17 protein-coding genes are annotated in these 15,741 nt (G+C 70.2%); 8 read left to right on the top strand and 9 right to left on the bottom strand.

Annotated features, from left to right (window positions below; translation table 11 throughout):
* Nucleotides 1-111: 111 nt before the first annotated feature.
* Nucleotides 112-819: a TetR/AcrR family transcriptional regulator gene (locus ACIQM0_RS36740; protein ID WP_401295107.1), complete on the top strand. Its 708-nt coding sequence runs from the start codon at nt 112-114 to the stop codon at nt 817-819.
* 126 nt (nt 820-945) lie between these two features.
* Here the strand turns inward: ACIQM0_RS36740 and ACIQM0_RS36735 are convergent, their stop codons facing one another.
* Entirely contained in the window at nt 946-1,584 is a 639-nt protein-coding gene (locus tag ACIQM0_RS36735; RefSeq protein WP_401295169.1) for a LysE family translocator, read from the bottom strand.
* Between the two features lie 136 nt (nt 1,585-1,720).
* Here ACIQM0_RS36735 and ACIQM0_RS36730 point away from each other — a divergent pair, with 136 nt between their 5' ends.
* Complete coding sequence (locus ACIQM0_RS36730; RefSeq protein ID WP_401295105.1) at nt 1,721-3,385, top strand: serine/threonine-protein kinase; 1,665 nt, start codon at nt 1,721-1,723, stop codon at nt 3,383-3,385.
* Nucleotides 3,386-3,428: 43 nt separating this feature from the next.
* Here ACIQM0_RS36730 and ACIQM0_RS36725 read toward each other — a convergent pair whose 3' ends face one another.
* From ACIQM0_RS36725 to ACIQM0_RS36715, 3 genes are all read right to left on the bottom strand, one after another.
* Complete coding sequence (locus ACIQM0_RS36725; RefSeq protein WP_401295103.1) at nt 3,429-4,217, bottom strand: GNAT family N-acetyltransferase; 789 nt, start codon at nt 4,215-4,217, stop codon at nt 3,429-3,431.
* 72 nt (nt 4,218-4,289) lie between these two features.
* A complete protein-coding gene (locus ACIQM0_RS36720; protein ID WP_401295101.1) occupies nt 4,290-4,484 on the bottom strand; it encodes a DUF397 domain-containing protein in 195 nt (64 codons plus the stop codon).
* On the bottom strand, nt 4,481-5,293 hold the full coding sequence (locus ACIQM0_RS36715) for a Scr1 family TA system antitoxin-like transcriptional regulator (protein WP_401295099.1): 813 nt from the start codon (nt 5,291-5,293) through the stop codon (nt 4,481-4,483). The genes ACIQM0_RS36720 and ACIQM0_RS36715 overlap by 4 nt, the downstream gene beginning before the upstream one ends.
* An 82-nt stretch (nt 5,294-5,375) precedes the next feature.
* Here ACIQM0_RS36715 and ACIQM0_RS36710 point away from each other — a divergent pair, with 82 nt between their 5' ends.
* Nucleotides 5,376-5,780 carry a hypothetical protein gene (locus ACIQM0_RS36710; protein ID WP_401295097.1) on the top strand — a complete coding sequence of 135 codons (405 nt, stop codon included), beginning with the start codon at nt 5,376-5,378 and terminating at the stop codon, nt 5,778-5,780.
* A 51-nt stretch (nt 5,781-5,831) separates the two neighbouring features.
* Entirely contained in the window at nt 5,832-6,428 is a 597-nt protein-coding gene (locus tag ACIQM0_RS36705; RefSeq protein WP_401295096.1) for a DUF1707 domain-containing protein, read from the top strand.
* A gap of 110 nt (nt 6,429-6,538) precedes the next feature.
* On the opposite strand, the gene ACIQM0_RS36700 is transcribed toward ACIQM0_RS36705, so the two are convergent.
* Entirely contained in the window at nt 6,539-7,549 is a 1,011-nt protein-coding gene (locus tag ACIQM0_RS36700; protein WP_401295095.1) for an NADP-dependent oxidoreductase, read from the bottom strand.
* Nucleotides 7,550-7,660: 111 nt separating this feature from the next.
* On the opposite strand from ACIQM0_RS36700, the gene ACIQM0_RS36695 reads away from it, so the two are divergent.
* Complete coding sequence (locus tag ACIQM0_RS36695) at nt 7,661-8,257, top strand: TetR/AcrR family transcriptional regulator (protein ID WP_401295093.1); 597 nt, start codon at nt 7,661-7,663, stop codon at nt 8,255-8,257.
* Here ACIQM0_RS36695 and ACIQM0_RS36690 read toward each other — a convergent pair.
* From ACIQM0_RS36690 to ACIQM0_RS36675, 4 genes are all read right to left on the bottom strand, one after another.
* Nucleotides 8,238-9,020: a thioesterase family protein gene (locus ACIQM0_RS36690; protein WP_401295091.1), complete on the bottom strand. Its 783-nt coding sequence runs from the start codon at nt 9,018-9,020 to the stop codon at nt 8,238-8,240. The two genes, ACIQM0_RS36695 and ACIQM0_RS36690, sit on opposite strands and share 20 nt — an antisense overlap.
* Before the next feature lie 142 nt (nt 9,021-9,162).
* Entirely contained in the window at nt 9,163-9,930 is a 768-nt protein-coding gene (locus tag ACIQM0_RS36685) for an SDR family NAD(P)-dependent oxidoreductase (protein ID WP_401295089.1), read from the bottom strand.
* Between the two features lie 167 nt (nt 9,931-10,097).
* Nucleotides 10,098-10,538, bottom strand: coding sequence for a Zn-ribbon domain-containing OB-fold protein (locus tag ACIQM0_RS36680; RefSeq protein WP_401295087.1), 441 nt, complete (start codon nt 10,536-10,538; stop codon nt 10,098-10,100).
* Nucleotides 10,535-10,987 carry a DoxX family protein gene (locus ACIQM0_RS36675; protein WP_401295085.1) on the bottom strand — a complete coding sequence of 151 codons (453 nt, stop codon included), beginning with the start codon at nt 10,985-10,987 and terminating at the stop codon, nt 10,535-10,537. Before ACIQM0_RS36675 ends, ACIQM0_RS36680 begins: the two co-directional genes overlap by 4 nt.
* A 173-nt stretch (nt 10,988-11,160) precedes the next feature.
* Here ACIQM0_RS36675 and ACIQM0_RS36670 point away from each other — a divergent pair, with 173 nt between their 5' ends.
* The 3 genes from ACIQM0_RS36670 to ACIQM0_RS36660 all read left to right on the top strand — a co-directional run bounded on the left by ACIQM0_RS36670 (nt 11,161) and on the right by ACIQM0_RS36660 (nt 15,725).
* Entirely contained in the window at nt 11,161-12,348 is a 1,188-nt protein-coding gene (locus tag ACIQM0_RS36670; protein ID WP_401295083.1) for a flavin-containing monooxygenase, read from the top strand.
* A gap of 253 nt (nt 12,349-12,601) precedes the next feature.
* On the top strand, nt 12,602-14,830 hold the full coding sequence (locus ACIQM0_RS36665; protein WP_401295081.1) for an acetate--CoA ligase family protein: 2,229 nt from the start codon (nt 12,602-12,604) through the stop codon (nt 14,828-14,830).
* A gap of 55 nt (nt 14,831-14,885) precedes the next feature.
* Nucleotides 14,886-15,725, top strand: coding sequence for an enoyl-CoA hydratase/isomerase family protein (locus tag ACIQM0_RS36660; protein WP_401295079.1), 840 nt, complete (start codon nt 14,886-14,888; stop codon nt 15,723-15,725).
* Nucleotides 15,726-15,741: the final 16 nt, after the last annotated feature.

The raw sequence follows: 15,741 nt of genomic DNA, 5'->3' as shown, positions 1-15,741 counted from the left end.
GCGGCCTTCTCTCGGAACGCCGCCAGCTATCGAACGACGTTCTAGAATAGAACGAGGTTCGACCATAGAACGCAGTTCGATAATTGTGCAAGCTGTGATTGGATGTGGACCATGACAGGCCCGCGACCCGCCGACCGTCCGTCCCGAGGACGCCAACGTGCCTCGCACTCCATCGAGGCCGTTCTCACCGCGGCCGTGGCCCTGCTCGACGAGGCAGGCGTGCCGGCACTGACCCTCCGCGCCCTCGCCGCCCGGCTCGGCACCGGCGTCGGCAGCATCTACTGGTACGTCTCGGGCAAGGACGAACTGCTCGACCGCGCCGTCGACCATGCGCTCGGCGGGGTGCTGACCGCAGTCGAAGGACAGAAGGACAGCGGTGACCCGATCGACGACCTGCGCGTGATGGCCGTCACACTGTTCGACGCGATCGTGGACCGTCCGTGGCTGGCTGCGAACTTCATGCAGAACATCAGCGTCCAGGGCAACTCGCTGCGCCTTTACGAGGAGCTGGGGCAGCAGACGCTCCGGCTCGACCTCACGCCACGGCAGCGGTTCCACGCCGTCTCGGCGGTCGTGAGCGTCGTGGTCGGCAGCGCCGCCGACCTGGGGCAGGAGCCTCCCCAGGAGGTTCTCGACGGCCTCGTGACCCAACAGGAGTTCCTCGGCCGCTACGCCGAGGCGTGGCGTGCGCTCGACGCCGAGGAGTATCCGTTCGTGCACGACATCGTCGACGAGTTCGACGGACACGAGGACAAGGAGCAGTTCCTCGCCGCGCTGGAGCTGACTCTGGCGGGCCTCCGCCTTCAGGCCGGAGCCTGAAGGCGAGGCGACCGTTCCCTGCCGCGCGAGCGGCCGGCCGGGACCCGGCCGGAGCTCTGAACCAGCGCGATCAACTTGCCCTCCATGCTGAGCATTTCACTCCCTGGCCGACTGACTGGGAAGCGGTCAGTCCTTGCGGCCCGTCACCGCGACGGTGACACCGAGGCCGACCATCGCGAGTCCGCCCACTCCGCCGACCAGGGAGAGACGCCGGGGCGAGCGGGCGAACCAGTTCCGTGCGGTCGCTGCGGTCAGCCCCCACACAGTGTCCGAAGCCACCGCGATGATGTTGAAGACCAGGCCGAGCAGCAGCATCTGCGCCACGACGTGGCCTTGGCCGCGGTCGACGAACTGCGGCAGCACCGCGGCGAAGAACACCATGGTCTTGGGGTTGGCCACGCCGACCGCGAACCCTTCCCACGCCGTGCGCAGACTGCCGTGCGTGGCCTTGCTATCGGCCAACGCCGCCTGCAACGCACCTCGTTGCCTCCACGCCTTGACGCCGAGATACACCAGATATGCGGCCCCGGTCAGCTTCAGCAGAGTGAAGACGAGAACGGAGCGCTCCACGATGGACCCGATCCCCAGCGCCACGGCCACAACGAGCAGGTAGGCGCCGATCGTGTTCCCCACGACAGTGACCAGCGCGGCGCGGCGGCCTTGGGCCAGCGCGCGCCCGATCACGAACAGCACGCTGGGGCCAGGAACAACGATCAGCAGGAACGACATGGCTGCAAAAGCGAGTACGCGGTCAGCAGACACCATGAAACTCATGTAAGCACGGGCAGGGGCCGCGCTTCAGGCCCTTTCCGCACCACGATCACCAACTACACTCGCTCGCCTCTCATTTGGGTACCGGAGTAATGTCGGGTGGTCAGATTCATTCCGAACGGGGGATCGTGTGGATCAGGACCAACTCCTCGGGGGCCGCTACCGGTTGATTCGTCAGCTGGGTGAAGGCGGCATGGGCCAGGTGTGGGAAGCGCACGACGCCACCCTGGAACGCCTGGTCGCGGTGAAGGTGATCACCCTGCTGTCCGGCGGCGGCAGTCGGGGCGACGAGGCTCGGGCCAGGTTCCTCCGCGAGGCTCGGATCACCGCCCTGCTGCAGCATCCCAACATCGTGACCGTCCACGACCTCGGCCAGGCCGAGGGCGAGGACGGCAAGGCCCCTTTTCTGGTGATGGAGCTGCTCCGCGGCGAGGGGATCGACGCAGTGCTGCGTCGCGGACCGGTCAGCCTGTCCGAGGCGGCCGAGTGGGGCGCGCAGATCTGCGACGCGCTCACCGAAGCGCACCGGGCCGACGTCCTGCACCGGGACATCAAGCCGTCCAACATCCACGTCATGCCCTCGGGGGCCGCGAAGGTCCTGGACTTCGGCATCGCGCGGGCAGCCGACCCGTACGCAACGGCGGACCGGCTCACCCAGACCGGCTTCATCGTGGGAACGCCTCCGTACATGGCCCCCGAGCAGGCCCGCGGACACCCCGAGGCCCGCAGCGACCTGTACGCGCTCGGCTGCCTCCTCTTCGAAATGATCACCGGCCGCCTGCCGTTCCAGGCCCCGGACACCCTCGGCTACATCACGGCCCACCTCACGCAGGAGGCGCCCGCCCCGAGTTCGGTCGCGGCGGGTATCCCGCCGGCCTGGGACGAGGTCATTTTCATGCTGCTGCGCAAGGACCCGCGCGAGCGAAACACCAGCGCGGACGAACTCTCCGGCGCGCTGCGGCAGCTTGGACGCACCCCCTGGCACCTGCCGACACTGGTGGACCGGCACGGTGCAGCCGCCGAGTTGGCGGAGGCGCGCAGGCATCAGATGCGGGAGTTGGCCACAGCGCTTCGGCGGCTCGAACACAAGCATGTTCAAGGGCGGCGGCAGCTGCATGAGCTGGGGCGGAGGCAGGCGCGGAAGCCGGAGAAGAAGAAGGAACGCGAGGAACCGCCCCGGGTCGCCTTCGCGTCGAGCCTGCGGGACCGCCGTCCGGGAGAGTTCCCCCGCACATGGGCCGGACACCTCCCAGGTCTCTGCTGGAAGCTGCTGATCGGCGCGGTGGTGCTGACCGTGTGGGCAGCGATCTACCACCATTCCCACCCGGAGGAAGGCTGGATCCCCGTCGGGCCGGATTACGGCGTGATCGCCGTGATGGTGCTCGGGTGCGTGGCCTGGGAGCACATCTTGGTGACGGACAAGAAGAATCACGGGCAGAGCAGGATCCGCCTCGACACCGGGCATCTCACCATCGAGCAGGAGGTCAAGCGGCACGGGCAGATGCGTGTCGCCGAGTTCTCCATCCCCTGGGCGTCGATCGACCGGATCGGGATCCAGGGGGCTGGGTGCGAGGCCCCGCTCCTCGCCTGGTTCCGCGCCGACAGCAAGCCCACGAAGGAGTGGATGCAGCGCACCGGCGTCAGGCGTCCCACGCACGGGGACTGCTACATCCTCTGCTGCCCGGCTCGCGTCGCCTACGGGATGGGAGCGAAGGCCGTGATCGACCGGCTGCGCACGGAGCTCGCCGCGTATGCAGGCGGAAAGCACGTCCTGCCCTCCGAGCGCCTGTTCTGAGACGGGCCTGGGCTCGGAGACAGCTCCGTGGCGTCATGGGTGCTCAGCTCTCGGCCTCCGCACGGGTGAACACGTGAAAGCGGCCGATCGTCTTGAAGCCACGGCGGACGTACCAGGCGCGCGGCCAGTCGTCGGGATCGGCGAGGAGGAAGACCAGGCCGCAGTCCGACGCGTGCCGCAGAGCGGTGGTGAGAAGAGTGTCCGCGTAGCCGCGCCGGACATGGGTATCGGCGGTGACGACGTCCTCGATCTGAGCGATCCCCTGAGTCGCGTCGCAGTAGAAGTCGGCCCAGGAGCCGACCGTTCCCTCCTCGTCGTGGACGGCGAGGAAGCGGACCTGTTCGGCGCCGCGGAGCCGGGCTGTCCTGCGGTCGGCGAGCTGGCTGACCACCGCCTCCTCGGCCTGCGGCATCCACCGGCGCAGCTGGCTGAGCAGAGCGGGGCGCAGGTCGGCGAACGCGACGGACTGCGCGGGTAGGCCGGCTGCGGGCGCAGCTGCGGATGCCGTTGCGGAGCCGGAGTACGCCATGACCAGCTGGCTCGCGTGGGAGTAGCCGGCTGCGGTGAGGGCGGGTGCGCAGTCGATACCGGTGGTGTCGTCGAGCACGGTGATCTGGCGGTGGCGCAGGTGACCGAGGATCCTCTCGGCCAGAGCCGGGAGCCCGAGAGGATCCGGCATTCCGCCGACGACGAGCTGGTTGTGCTCGTACGACGCCCCGTACTCCGGGTCCAGGACCACCGCGCCGCCGGGAACCTCGGTCACGACAGCGGCCTGCCGCCGGGCGAAGGACAGGCGAAAGGCCGCGATGCGCTGGAGATCCGTCACAGACATGCGGGCAGTCTATGGATCAACACCGCGTGCCGCGCCCGTAATTACGCCGCCCCTGGCGGCCCGGCGTGCGGGTCAGCCGTTGGCTGTGGCGTGCCCCAGGAACGCGGTCCAGGCGGCGGGGGCGACGGCGAAGGTGGGGCCGTCGGTGACCTTGGAGTCGCGGACGTGGACGGTGTGCGGGCAGGCGGCCACCTCGACGCAGGTCGCGCCCTCGTTGCTGCTGTAGCTGGACTTGAACCAGATCAGTCCGGTGTCGTGGTAGCTCACAGTTGCCCCATCTTCTTCTCGATGATCTCTACGGATTCCCAGGGGTTGTGCGCCTGAGCCCGCAAGGTGCCGAAGAGGTCGAACAAGTCGACGACCTTGTCCGGTTGCGAGATAAACCTATCCCCGCCACGTGCCTCCACGTACACGAACGCGCGTCCCTCCGCCGGGGAGATCAGGTTCATGGACCCCATCAGTCCCGCATGGGTGTGCTGCGCTGTCGGCATCACCTGCACTGTCACGTGGTTGTGGCGCTCGATGCAGTCGAGCATGTGCCGCAGTTGCTCCTTCAGCACCTCCGGCCCGCCCAAGCACCGTTCCAACACCGACTCCTCCACGACGAATCCGATGTGCGGAGGCGGCGTGCGCGTCAGAATCGCCTGTCGTTCCAGCCTCGCTTCCACGCGGCTGATGACCTCGGACTCCGTGTACGCGGGCACACGCACGCGGTGCAGTGCGTAGGCATACGCCTCGGACTGGAGCAGACCTGGCATCACCATCGCCTCGTACCCGTTGATGACCCGCGCGGTCCGCTCGGACTGTGCCCAGCTCACGAACTTCGGCGGATACTTCTCCTCGTCCAGCATCTCGCAGCACTCCCTCAGAGCGCCGTTAGCTGCGAACAGCTCATCGGCCGCCAGCAACAGATCGATCGACGGAATCCGTTCCGCGCGCTCCACCGCGCCCATCAGCGACTCCGAGATCAGCAGCTTCTGCGCGGCCGTCTTCTGCGTGAACCCGGCGCGCACCCGGTGGACGCGAATCAGCTCCCCCACGAGCCGCCGGACATGGGATACCTCGGTCTTCCCCACACCTCACCACCGTTCCCCACACCGCACGATGTGGATCGTGTCCTCCTGGCCACGCTACGCAACCGGCGGAATGCTCGTGGTCATGACGCAGAAGAAACTCCCCGAATGGGTACCCGGCTCGGGGCTCCAACTCCACCTGACCGGAATTCACTTCGACGCGATCCGGCTGCGCGGCGTACGCGGCGAGGCGGTGCTGCACCACCTGGCCACGCTCACCGACGGCCACCCCGGGCCCGTCGTGCGGGAGATCGCGGGAGCGCGGTGGACCTACTTCCTGCTCGCGCCCGGCGCGAGCCAGGACTTCGACTGGCCGCCCGGCGCGAAGTGCTTCGGGCCTGCCGTCCGCGACCAGTACGTGGGCATCCCGGCGCCGCACGGCAACACGTATCCGCTGAGCTGGCGGTGCGGGGCGCCGGAGGCGGGGGACTTCGTGGACGTGGAGCTGCTGCACGGCGTGGTGACGGCGCAACTCGTGCCCGAGGAGTAGCCGGGGCCACGAGCCTTCGCCTCGCGTACCTGCGTCCGTATCATCAGCTGCATGACTGCAGAGCCCTCGCGATCCGCCGGCCGTATGCGGGCCTCCGACGCCGACCGCGAAGCGGTCGTGGACCAGCTCCGGGAGGCGGCGGCCGAGGGCCGTATCGACCTCGACGAGCTGGACACCCGCCTGGGACAGGCCCTGGCCGCCAGGACCCGCGGCGAACTCGTGCCCCTCACCGATGACCTCGGGCCGGCCGTGCTCGACTCGGGCGAACCGCTGACGCTGCAGGGCGGCGTCCACGGCGCGGCGCGGTCCGGCCGCTGGAAGGTGCCGCCGCGGATCGTCGCTTACGGGGGCATGGGCGGCGTACGGCTCGACTTCACACAGGCGGAATGCCGGCTGCGCGAGATCGAGGTGGAGGTGGACGCTCAGATGGCGGGGGTGCGGATCGTGGTCCCGTTGGGCTGGAAGGCGGAGACCGACGCACTGGATCTCGGGCTCGGCGGCCTGAAGGACAAGACATCGGGCGACCGGCTGCCGGGCACGCCCGTGCTCCGGATCACGGGCACGTGCGGCATGGGTGGCGTGGTCATCCGCCACCCCAATCTCCGGGAACGCCGCAAGCAGCGCAAGGAGTTGTCGCGGTCGACCTGACCGGGCCCTGAGGAACCGGGACTGGAGGAAGGGCCCAACCGGCCGCCTGGTCGCCCCCTCCGTCCGGACCACCTGCGGGGCGCCGGACGCGCTGGTGAGGCGACTCGTTCCTAAGCGACCGTGAGTACGATCTTGCCCCGGATGTGCCCTCCGGCGGCACGTTCGTGCGCTGCTTGGGCGTCCGCGAGCGTGAACGTGCTGTCGATCGCGACGCGGACCGTGCCCGCGTCGAGCAGGCGTCCCAGTTCGGCGAGCTGCGCGCCGTTCGAGCGGACCTGGGTGCCCGTGACGGTGACGCCCAGCTTCGCGGTCTCCTCTTCGTCGAATTCGCCGAAGAACACGGGGAACTGGGAGCCGCCGCGCTTGAGTGTGGGGAGGAAGCGGCTGCTGTGAGGGCCGCCGACGGCGTCGAGAACGAGGTCGACGCCCCGTACGAGTTCCTCAGGGCGACTCTTGGTGTAGTCGATGAACTCGTCGGCACCGAGCTCGCCCAGGAACGATTCATGCTCGCCCGATGCCACCGCGATGACACGCGCGCCCTTCCATTTCGCCAGCTGTAGCGCGAAGTGCCCCACGCCGCCCGCGGCGCCGTTGATGAGCACTGTCGTATCGGCGTCGAGTGGCACCGGACGATGCCGCGCCGCCTGGAAGGGCGAGGGGTGATCGTGTCCGAGCTCGATCAGGAACTGCCACGCGGTGAGCCCGGACATGGGGGCTCCGGCGGCGTGCACGTGATCGATGCCGGCCGGCTTGAGTGCGAGGTCCGACGCGGGCGCGGCCACGTACTCGGCATAGGTGCTGCCGTCGAAGCTGGGGAAGCGCAGGAGACCGAAGACTTCATCGCCGACGGAGAAGGCGTCCACATCCGCGGCGACAGCCTCGACGACGCCCGACAGGTCCGTCCCCGGGATCACCGGCAGGTCGAACTTCGGCCTCGTCTCCGGAGGCAGGTTGGACATGCCGTCGCGCAGGTACCAGTCGGGGGGATTGACACCGACCGCGTGCACGCGGACGAGCACCTCGCCCGGCCCCGGCTCGGGAATCGGCACCTCGTCGTAACGCAGAACCTCAGGGCCGCCGTGCTCATGGAGCCGGACCGCTCGCATCGTGTGTGTCGGCATTGCTTTCTCCTGCTCGTGCTGGGGGCTAGGCTTATCCGGATCAGCGATCCATGTAACCGGACCACTGATCCAAATATATGGACCACTGATCCGAATAGTCAAGAGGGACAGATGCGGGCCGACGCCAGGAAGAACCGCGACCACCTGCTCGCCGTAGCGGGCACCGCTATCACCGAGCAGGGCGTCGACGTGTCACTGCGCGACATCGCGCGCAGGGCCGATGTCGGACTCGCGACGCTGCTGCGTCACTACCCGACGCGCGAGGCGCTGCTCGATGCCCTGCTCCGCACGAGCTTCGACGAACTGACGGCAACGGCAGCCGAGTTCGAGACGTCGAGCTCGCCCGAAGACGCTCTCGTTTCGTGGCTACGCGACTGCGTGGCGTGGACAACCGAGTATCGGGGCGTGACCGTGCTCATGGCAGCCGCCATCGACGACACCGAATCCGCGCTCCACGCTTCGTGCGTCACCCTGCGCGCAGCCGGTGCGCGGCTCCTCACCCGTGCGCAGACCGCGGGCATGGCGCGGAGCGATATCGATGGCTCCGACTTGTTCGCACTGATAGCGGCGCTCGCGTGGCTCGGCGATCAGCCCTCCCTCGCGCCACGCGCCGACCACCTCTTCGAGGTGGTCGCGTCCGCGATTCTGACGAGCGCAGGGAGCAGCCATGCCAAGGCGGAGCGCCGCCCTACGAAGGGCGGACGGTGAGGATCTGCTGAGCCTGGCCGACGGGTCCGTTGATGTCGTGCAGGACCGTGCTGGTGATGCCCTGGCCGGTCGGGCCGAAGACGACCGTGGTGTCGAGCCCGGTCCAGCGGCCCTCGGGGTGGCGGTGCAGGTGGATGGTCAGGTCGACGTTGGGGAACGTCCAGGCTTTGGGTGACTCACGTACGGCAATGCCGTTGGCGGTGTCGACGAGCGCGACGTAGGACGCGAGCGCGCCGGCGGGTTCGCCCGCTACGAGGTCGAGGGGCGTGGAGATCCAGGCGGTCGTACGGCCCGGCTGGGGCGGCGCGAGCGGGCGGACGTCGAGGGACGCGATGTAGCCGCCTGGCCAGAGGTCGGCCATGGGCCAGGGTGCGAGTGTCTCGGGTGCCGTGAGCCTGTCGGCCTCGCCCCCGGCGACGGCGGCGGTGTCGACGGAGGCGAGGCACCAGGCCCTGGCGCGTACGACGGGGCGGTCGGCGATGAGGGCGACTGCTTCGACCAGTTCGATGGTGCGGCCGGGCCGGATGGTCTCGACCCGGATCTCGCACGCGTCGAGGGCGAGACGTCCGAGGATGTCGAAGCTGACCCGGGACATGAGCAGGCCGTTCCCGGGCCGGTCGGCCAGGTGGCGGTCGATGGCGTGGACGAGGAGGCCGCCGAACGGGCTGAAGTGCACTTCGTCCGTGCTCCACGCACCGCTCGCGTGGACAGTGGGCTTGAAGCGGTGTTCGTCGATGCGCTCGTAATAACTGCCGGTGCTCATTGGGTGCTTCCCTCGCGGCCGTGCGGATCAGGGAACAACAGCGTGCCACCGCACGGATGCCGGCCGGCGCCCGGGTCCTCGGGGAGCCGTCAGCCTTGGAGAGGCGTTCGGTGGCCCGGCGGAACGCGTTCCCGGACGCCGGTCACGGCAGGTCCGGGGCCCACGCGACTCCGTTGATGTGCGCCCCGCCATCGACGAAGAGCGTGTTGCCGGTGACGTAACGCGCGTCCTCGCCCGCGAGGAACACCGCGACCGGGGCGATGTCCCTGTCGGGATCGCCTATCCGCCCCATGGGGTTCATGGCCTCGGCCTGCTGCTCCAGCTCCGGATGGTCGCTCATCATCCTGCGGAAGGCCGCGCTCTTCGCCCCCGGACAGATCGCGTTGACCACGACCCCGGTGGGAGCCCACTCCCTGGCTGCCGTGCGGGTCAGGGTGCGCAGGGCCTCCTTGGCGGCGTTGTACTCCAGGGTGCCCATATGGGCGTTCACGCCGTTGAGGCTGCACATGTTGATGACCCGGCCCCATCCCCGCTCCTTCATGTGCGGAAAGGCTGCCTGCATCGCCCAGAGCGGCCCGTAGAAGCCGACACCCAGACCACGGGCGAGCATCTCGTCGGTCTTGTTCTCGACCCGCCCCACATTGCCGGCCCCCCAGGCGTTGTTGACCAGGATGTCGACGCTTCCCCACTCCCGCACCGCCGCATCGACCATCGCCAGCACCTGTACCTTGTCGCTGACATCGGTGCGCACGAAACGGCCGCCGATCTCCTCGGCCGTGGCGCGGCCGGTCTCCTCGTTCAACTCCGCGACCAGCACCCTGGCTCCCTCGGCGGCGAACCGCCGGGCCACGGCGGCTCCGATTCCGTCCCCGGCCCCGGTGACGATCGCGACGCGTCCTGCGAGTGGCATGAGTTCTCCCCTTACGTTCCGTTGCCGGCAGTCGGGGCAACCGGACCGGTGGTTCCCAGCCGCATGGGTACCTCTCGTGCAGGGCGAGGGCCCTCATCCAAACCTGTGCGGCCCGGCCGGGCAGTGCTCCGTCCCGGTGGGCGGGATGCCGCCGCGTGCAACTCCGTTCACGGCCGGAACACCGCCACCGCCTCGCCCCCATCCTCCCGGCGGAACGTCACCCGCAGCTCCATCCCGATGGCGAGCGCGGACTCCTCGCACTCCACGACCTCCGTCATCATCCGCGGCCCCTCGGCTAGGTCGACGACGGCCGCGACGTACGGCACGCGGGTGCCGAACGGGGGCAGGTCGTTGCGGTGGACGACGGACCAGGTGTAGAGCGCGGCCCGGCCACTCGCCCGTTCCCAGTCGACGTCCTCGCTCCAGCAGTGCGGGCAGAACTCGCGCGGGTAGTGGTGCGCCCGGCCGCAGGCCCGGCAGCGGCGGAGCAGCAGGTGGCCCTCGGCGGCGGCGTCCCAGTAGGGGCGGGTGGAGGCGTCCGGCTCCGGCAGGTCGTAGCGGGGCGCCGGCGCGGTGGTCGTCCGGGGGGCCGGCGGGGTCGCCGTCACAGGAAGAGTCCGATCGCGTGGTCGAGGGACCAGGTCTGCCAGGACATGGCGAACAGGGCGACGAGGGAGATCAGCGCCATCATCGCGTTCTGCCCCTGCTCGGCCCAGTCGTGGATCATCAGTACCAGATAGAGCAGGTTGAGCAGCAGTCCCGCGACCAGGGCGACCGGGGTCAGGAGGCCGGTGACCAGGCCCAGGCCCAGGGCGAGTTCCGCGTAGACGACGACGTACGCCATGGCCTTCGGGCGCGGCGCGACGATCTTGGCGAAGCCGCCGCGCACGACCGGCCAGCGGTGCTTCTCCGCCACGCCCGTCGCCCAGGCGATGCCGGTGCCGCGCTCGAACCAGCCCTTCTTGTCCTTGTGCCGCCAGCTCTCCAGCCACCACAGGCCGAGGCCTATTCGGAGCACGGCGAGCCACTCGGCTCCGTCGAGCCAGATCGTCCGCATGGGGCCCTCCCGTTCGCGCAATCTGACGGTACGTCAGTTCAGGTGCGTCAGTTCACCCGATAGCGGCGGGCCGCGCAAGGGGATGCGCACGAGTGCGCACCCGTGATCAATTCGCAATCGATTCCGGTCTTGACCGAGACCCATCAAGAGGGCGCGCGATTACGCTCCAAACCATGCCCGACAGCACATCTACCCCCGGTAGCCCCATTCCGGCCCCCACGGACCTCACCGAAGGCCGCCCCGTGTACGTCATCGGCGGCGGTCCGGGCGGGCTCGCCGCCGCCGCGGCCCTGCGCGCGCAGGGGCAACGGGCCGTCGTACTGGAGAAGTCGGCGGACGTCGGCGCATCCTGGCGGCGCCACTACGACCGGCTGCACCTGCACACCACCCGGCGCTGGTCCGCCCTCCCCGGGCTGCCCATGCCCCGCCGGTTCGGCCGCTGGGTGTCCCGCGACAACGTGGTGCGCTACCTGGAGAAGTACACCGAGCACCACGAGCTGGAAGTGGTGACGGGCGTCGAGGTCTCCCGCATCGACCGGGCGCCGGACGGCGCCGGGTGGCGGCTGACCGCGACCGGCGGCCGGGAGCTGACCGGCCGCGCCGTGGTCGTGGCCACCGGCTTCAACCACACCCCGCGCATCCCCGACTGGTCCGGGCGCGACACCTTCACCGGCGAACTGACGCACGCCTCCGACTACCGCGACCCGGCCCCCTACGCGGGCAAGGACGTCCTCGTCGTGGGCGTCGGCAACACGGGGGCGGAGATCGCCGTCGACCTGGTGGAGGGCGGCGCGTCACGGGTGCGGCTCGCGGTGCGCACCGTCCCGCACATCCTGCGGCGCTCCACGCTGGGCTGGCCCGCCCAGGGCACCGGCATCCTGGTGCGCCGGCTGCCGGTCGCGCTCGTCGACCGGGCCGGGGGCCTGCTGACCCGCGTCTCCATGCCCGACCTCGCCGAACAGGGACTCCCCCGCCCGGACACCGGCCTGTACTCACGGGTCAAGGACGGCGCCATCCCGGTCCAGGACGTGGGGCTGATCGACGCGGTGAAGGGCGGCCGGGTGGTCCCGGTGGCGGCCGTCGACTCGTTCGACGAGGACGCGGTGGTGCTGGCCGACGGGACCCGGATCACCCCGGACGCGGTCATCGCGGCCACCGGCTACCTGCGCTCGCTCGAGGGGCTGGTCGGCCACCTCGGGGTGCTGGACGCCCGGGGGCGGCCGGTGGTGCACGGCGGCCGCACACCGAAGCAGGCACCCGGGCTCTACTTCACCGGGTTCACCAACCCGATCAGCGGCATGCTCCGCGAACTGGCCCTGGACGCGGAGAAGATCGCCAGGAAGCTCGCCCGCACCCGCTGATCCACCACCGCCCGCACGCCCTCGCCCTCCACCCCCGCACCCCTCGTCCCCCACCTCCGACCTCACTCTTCAGCCCCCGCCGGACGTCTCCGCGGGGGCTGCGGCGATCCCGCTGCGAACCGTCACTCTCAGCCTTTGCCTGCACAACCATTCCTGACGGGCCGTCAGTTCAGTAGCCTGACAGAGCGTCAGCTTATGACGCCGGCCGGGCAGCACGAGCGCCGGGGACCTTCGAGCAGGAGTGGGCGGAACGATGCTTGGATCGACTCACGGCACCCTCACCACCGACTTCCGCGCCAGGGTGGTGGCCTGTGGCGAGGAACCGCACGCCGCCGTCCACAGCATGACGGCCGCCGCCGCGGAAGGCGATCTCGATGTCAGCGGCCGTCCACTGCACGCGGCCGTGCCGGATCTGGACCGGTTCTTCCGGCCGGAGTCCGTGGCCGTCATCGGCGCCTCCGACACCGACGGCCGGCCCAATACCGGGATCACCCGCCAGCTGATCGCCTGGGCCGAGCGGGTCGGGGCGCGGCTGTATCCGGTGCACCCCACGCGGGAGTCCGTCTTCGGGCGGGCCTGCTCTCCTTCCGTGGCCGATCTGCCGGAGCAGGTGGACCTGGCGGTGCTGCTGGTCGGCGACCCGCTCCCGGTGATCGAGGAACTCGCGCACGCCAAGGTGAAGTTCGCCGTCGCCTTCGCCTCCGGTTTCGCGGAGACCGGGGCAAAGGGCGCCGCCGCGCAGGCCCGGCTGGCCGCCGCGGTGGAGCGGTCGGGGCTGCGGCTGCTCGGGCCGAACACCAACCTCAACGCCTTCGAGGAGTTCCGGGACGACCTGGACGGGCCGGCGATCGCGCTGATCACCCAGTCCGGCCACCAGGGGCGCCCCGTCTACAGCCTCCAGGAGCTGGGCGTGCGGCTCTCGCACTGGGCCCCCACCGGCAACGAGGCAGATCTGGAGACCGCCGACTTCATCGCGTACTTCTCCCAGCGCCCCGAGGTCGGGGCCATCGCCTGCTACGTGGAGGGGCTCAAGGACGGGCGCTCCTTCCTGCTCGCCGCCGACCGGGCCGCACGGGCCGGGGTCCCGGTGGTCGCGGTCAAGGTCGGACGGACGGAGACGGGGGCCAGGATGGCCGCGTCACACACCGGCAAGCTGACCGGCGCCGACCAGGTCGTCGACGCGGCGATGCGGCAGTTCGGCGTGATCCGGGTGGACGGCCTCGACGAACTCCAGGACACCGCGGCCCTCCTGGCGCGGGCGCGCAAGCCGCTGGCCGACGGGGTCGTGGTCTATTCGATCTCGGGCGGCACGGGCGCGCACTTCTCGGACCTGGCGACCGCGGCGGGCCTGGACATCCCGGTCCTGTCCGAGGAGAAGCAGGCCGAGCTGCACACCTGGATACCCGACTACCTCAACGTGGCGAACCCGGTCGACAACGGCGGGCACCCGGTCGGCGACTGGCGCGGCCGGAAGATCATCGACGCGATTCTCGCGGACCCCGCCGTCGGGGTGCTGATCTGTCCGATCACCGGCCCCTTCCCGCCGATGAGCGACAGACTCGCGCAGGACCTGGTGGACGCGGCGGAGGCCACGGACAAGCTGGTGTGCGTGGTGTGGGGCTCGCCCGTCGGCACCGAGGACGCCTACCGCACGACGCTGCTCGGCTCCTCCCGCGTCGCCACCTTCCGTACGTTCGGCAACTGCATCACCGCGGTGAAGGCCTATCTGGACCACCACCGGTTCGCCGCCTCCTACCGCTCCCCCTTCGACGAGGCGCCGCGCACGCCGTCGCCCTCCTTCCGCAAGGCGCAGGCACTGATGCGTCCGGGCCACCAGCTGAGCGAGCACGCGGCGAAGCAGCTGCTGCGGGCGTACGGGATCCGGGTGCCCCGCGAGCAGTTGGTGACCAGCGCCGCGGCGGCCGTCCGGGCGGCGGGACTGGTCGGCTACCCCGTCGTCATGAAGGCCTCCGGCGCACGGCTGGCCCACAAGACCGAACTGGGCCTGGTCAAGGTCGGCCTCACCTCCGCCAGCCAGGTGCGGGACGCCTACCGCGAACTGACCGACATCGCGCGCTACGAGGACATCGAGCTGGACGGGATCCTGGTCTGCCAGATGGTCGAGCGCGGCGTCGAGATGATGGTCGGCGTCACGCAGGACGCCCTGTTCGGCCCGACCGTGACCGTCGGGCTCGGTGGCGTACTGGTCGAGGTGCTGCACGACGCGGCGGTGCGGGTGCCGCCGTTCGGCGAGGACCAGGCGCGGGCGATGCTCGGCGAGCTGCGTGGCCGGGCCCTGCTGGAAGGGGTGCGCGGCGGACCGCCGGTGGACGTGGACGCGCTCGTCGAAGTGGTGCTGCGGGTGCAGCGGATGGCACTGGAACTGGGCGACGACCTCTGCGAACTGGACATCAACCCGCTCATGGTGCTGGGGCGCGGACAGGGTGCGGTGGCGCTGGACGCCCTCGCCGTCTGCCGCTGACCGGCCCCGCCGCCGCACCCGCCATCGAGCCCACCACCTGCTCAGGAGCTGCCTCATGCCATCCTCCCCCGAAGACACCACCGACCACCACGACCCGTCCGGATCGCCTGAATCATTGATACTCCACGCCACTGACAACGGCGTCTCGTGGATCACCCTCAACCGTCCGGAGGCGATGAACGCCGTCACCTGGGACCAGCGCGAACGCGTCATCGCGCTGCTCGCGGAGGCCTCCGCCGACCCCGGGGTCAGGGCCGTCGTCCTGACCGCCACCGGCCGCGGCTTCTGCGCCGGAGCGGACCTGCGGGGCGCCCCGGCGACCGGTGACCGGGTGCCGGGCGACGTCGCCCGCACGATCCGGCTCGGCGCGCAGCGCCTGATCGCCGCGGTCCTGGACTGCGAGAAGCCCGTCATCGCGGCGGTCAACGGCACCGCGGCCGGCATCGGGGCCCATCTCGCGTTCGCCTGCGACCTGGTGCTGGCCGCCGAATCGGCGAAGTTCATCGAGGTGTTCGTGCGCCGCGGCCTCGTACCGGACGGCGGTGGCGCGTACCTGCTGCCCCGGCTGATCGGACCGCAGCGCGCCAAGGAGCTGATGTTCTTCGGCGACTCGCTCCCGGCCCGGGACGCGGAGCGCCTGGGGCTCGTCAACCGGACCGTCCCGGACGAGGAGCTGGCGGCGACGGCGCGGGCGTGGGCCCAGCGGCTGGCGGAGGGGCCCACCCGTTCGATCGCCCTCACCAAGCAGTTGGTCAACGCCTCGCTGGACTCCGACCGGGCCACGGCGTTCGCCGCCGAGGCCATGGCGCAGGAGATCAACATGACCACGCGGGACGCCAACGAGGGCGTGGCCGGCTTCGTGGAGCGGCGGGCACCGAAGTACCGCGGGATCTAGACGAATTGCCGCTGTG

This window comes from Streptomyces sp. NPDC091387 (assembly GCF_044756945.1).
In the GTDB taxonomy this organism is placed as follows: Bacteria; Actinomycetota; Actinomycetes; order Streptomycetales; family Streptomycetaceae; genus Streptomyces.
Note: the sequence above shows the minus strand (reverse complement) of the source record. Positions and strands in the feature narration are given on the sequence as shown.

Excerpts from the sequence above, each read along its gene's own strand:
- ACIQM0_RS36740 (WP_401295107.1), top strand. The coding sequence starts at position 112 with ATGACAGGCCCGCGACCCGCCGACCGTCCGTCCCGAGGACGCCAACGT.
- ACIQM0_RS36735 (WP_401295169.1), bottom strand. The coding sequence starts at position 1,584 with ATGGTGTCTGCTGACCGCGTACTCGCTTTTGCAGCCATGTCGTTCCTG.
- ACIQM0_RS36725 (WP_401295103.1), bottom strand. The coding sequence starts at position 4,217 with ATGTCTGTGACGGATCTCCAGCGCATCGCGGCCTTTCGCCTGTCCTTC.
- ACIQM0_RS36710 (WP_401295097.1), top strand. The coding sequence starts at position 5,376 with ATGACGCAGAAGAAACTCCCCGAATGGGTACCCGGCTCGGGGCTCCAA.
- ACIQM0_RS36705 (WP_401295096.1), top strand. The coding sequence starts at position 5,832 with ATGACTGCAGAGCCCTCGCGATCCGCCGGCCGTATGCGGGCCTCCGAC.
- ACIQM0_RS36700 (WP_401295095.1), bottom strand. The coding sequence starts at position 7,549 with ATGCCGACACACACGATGCGAGCGGTCCGGCTCCATGAGCACGGCGGC.
- ACIQM0_RS36695 (WP_401295093.1), top strand. The coding sequence starts at position 7,661 with ATGCGGGCCGACGCCAGGAAGAACCGCGACCACCTGCTCGCCGTAGCG.
- ACIQM0_RS36690 (WP_401295091.1), bottom strand. The coding sequence starts at position 9,020 with ATGAGCACCGGCAGTTATTACGAGCGCATCGACGAACACCGCTTCAAG.
- ACIQM0_RS36685 (WP_401295089.1), bottom strand. The coding sequence starts at position 9,930 with ATGCCACTCGCAGGACGCGTCGCGATCGTCACCGGGGCCGGGGACGGA.
- ACIQM0_RS36675 (WP_401295085.1), bottom strand. The coding sequence starts at position 10,987 with ATGCGGACGATCTGGCTCGACGGAGCCGAGTGGCTCGCCGTGCTCCGA.
- ACIQM0_RS36670 (WP_401295083.1), top strand. The coding sequence starts at position 11,161 with ATGCCCGACAGCACATCTACCCCCGGTAGCCCCATTCCGGCCCCCACG.
- ACIQM0_RS36665 (WP_401295081.1), top strand. The coding sequence starts at position 12,602 with ATGCTTGGATCGACTCACGGCACCCTCACCACCGACTTCCGCGCCAGG.
- ACIQM0_RS36660 (WP_401295079.1), top strand. The coding sequence starts at position 14,886 with ATGCCATCCTCCCCCGAAGACACCACCGACCACCACGACCCGTCCGGA.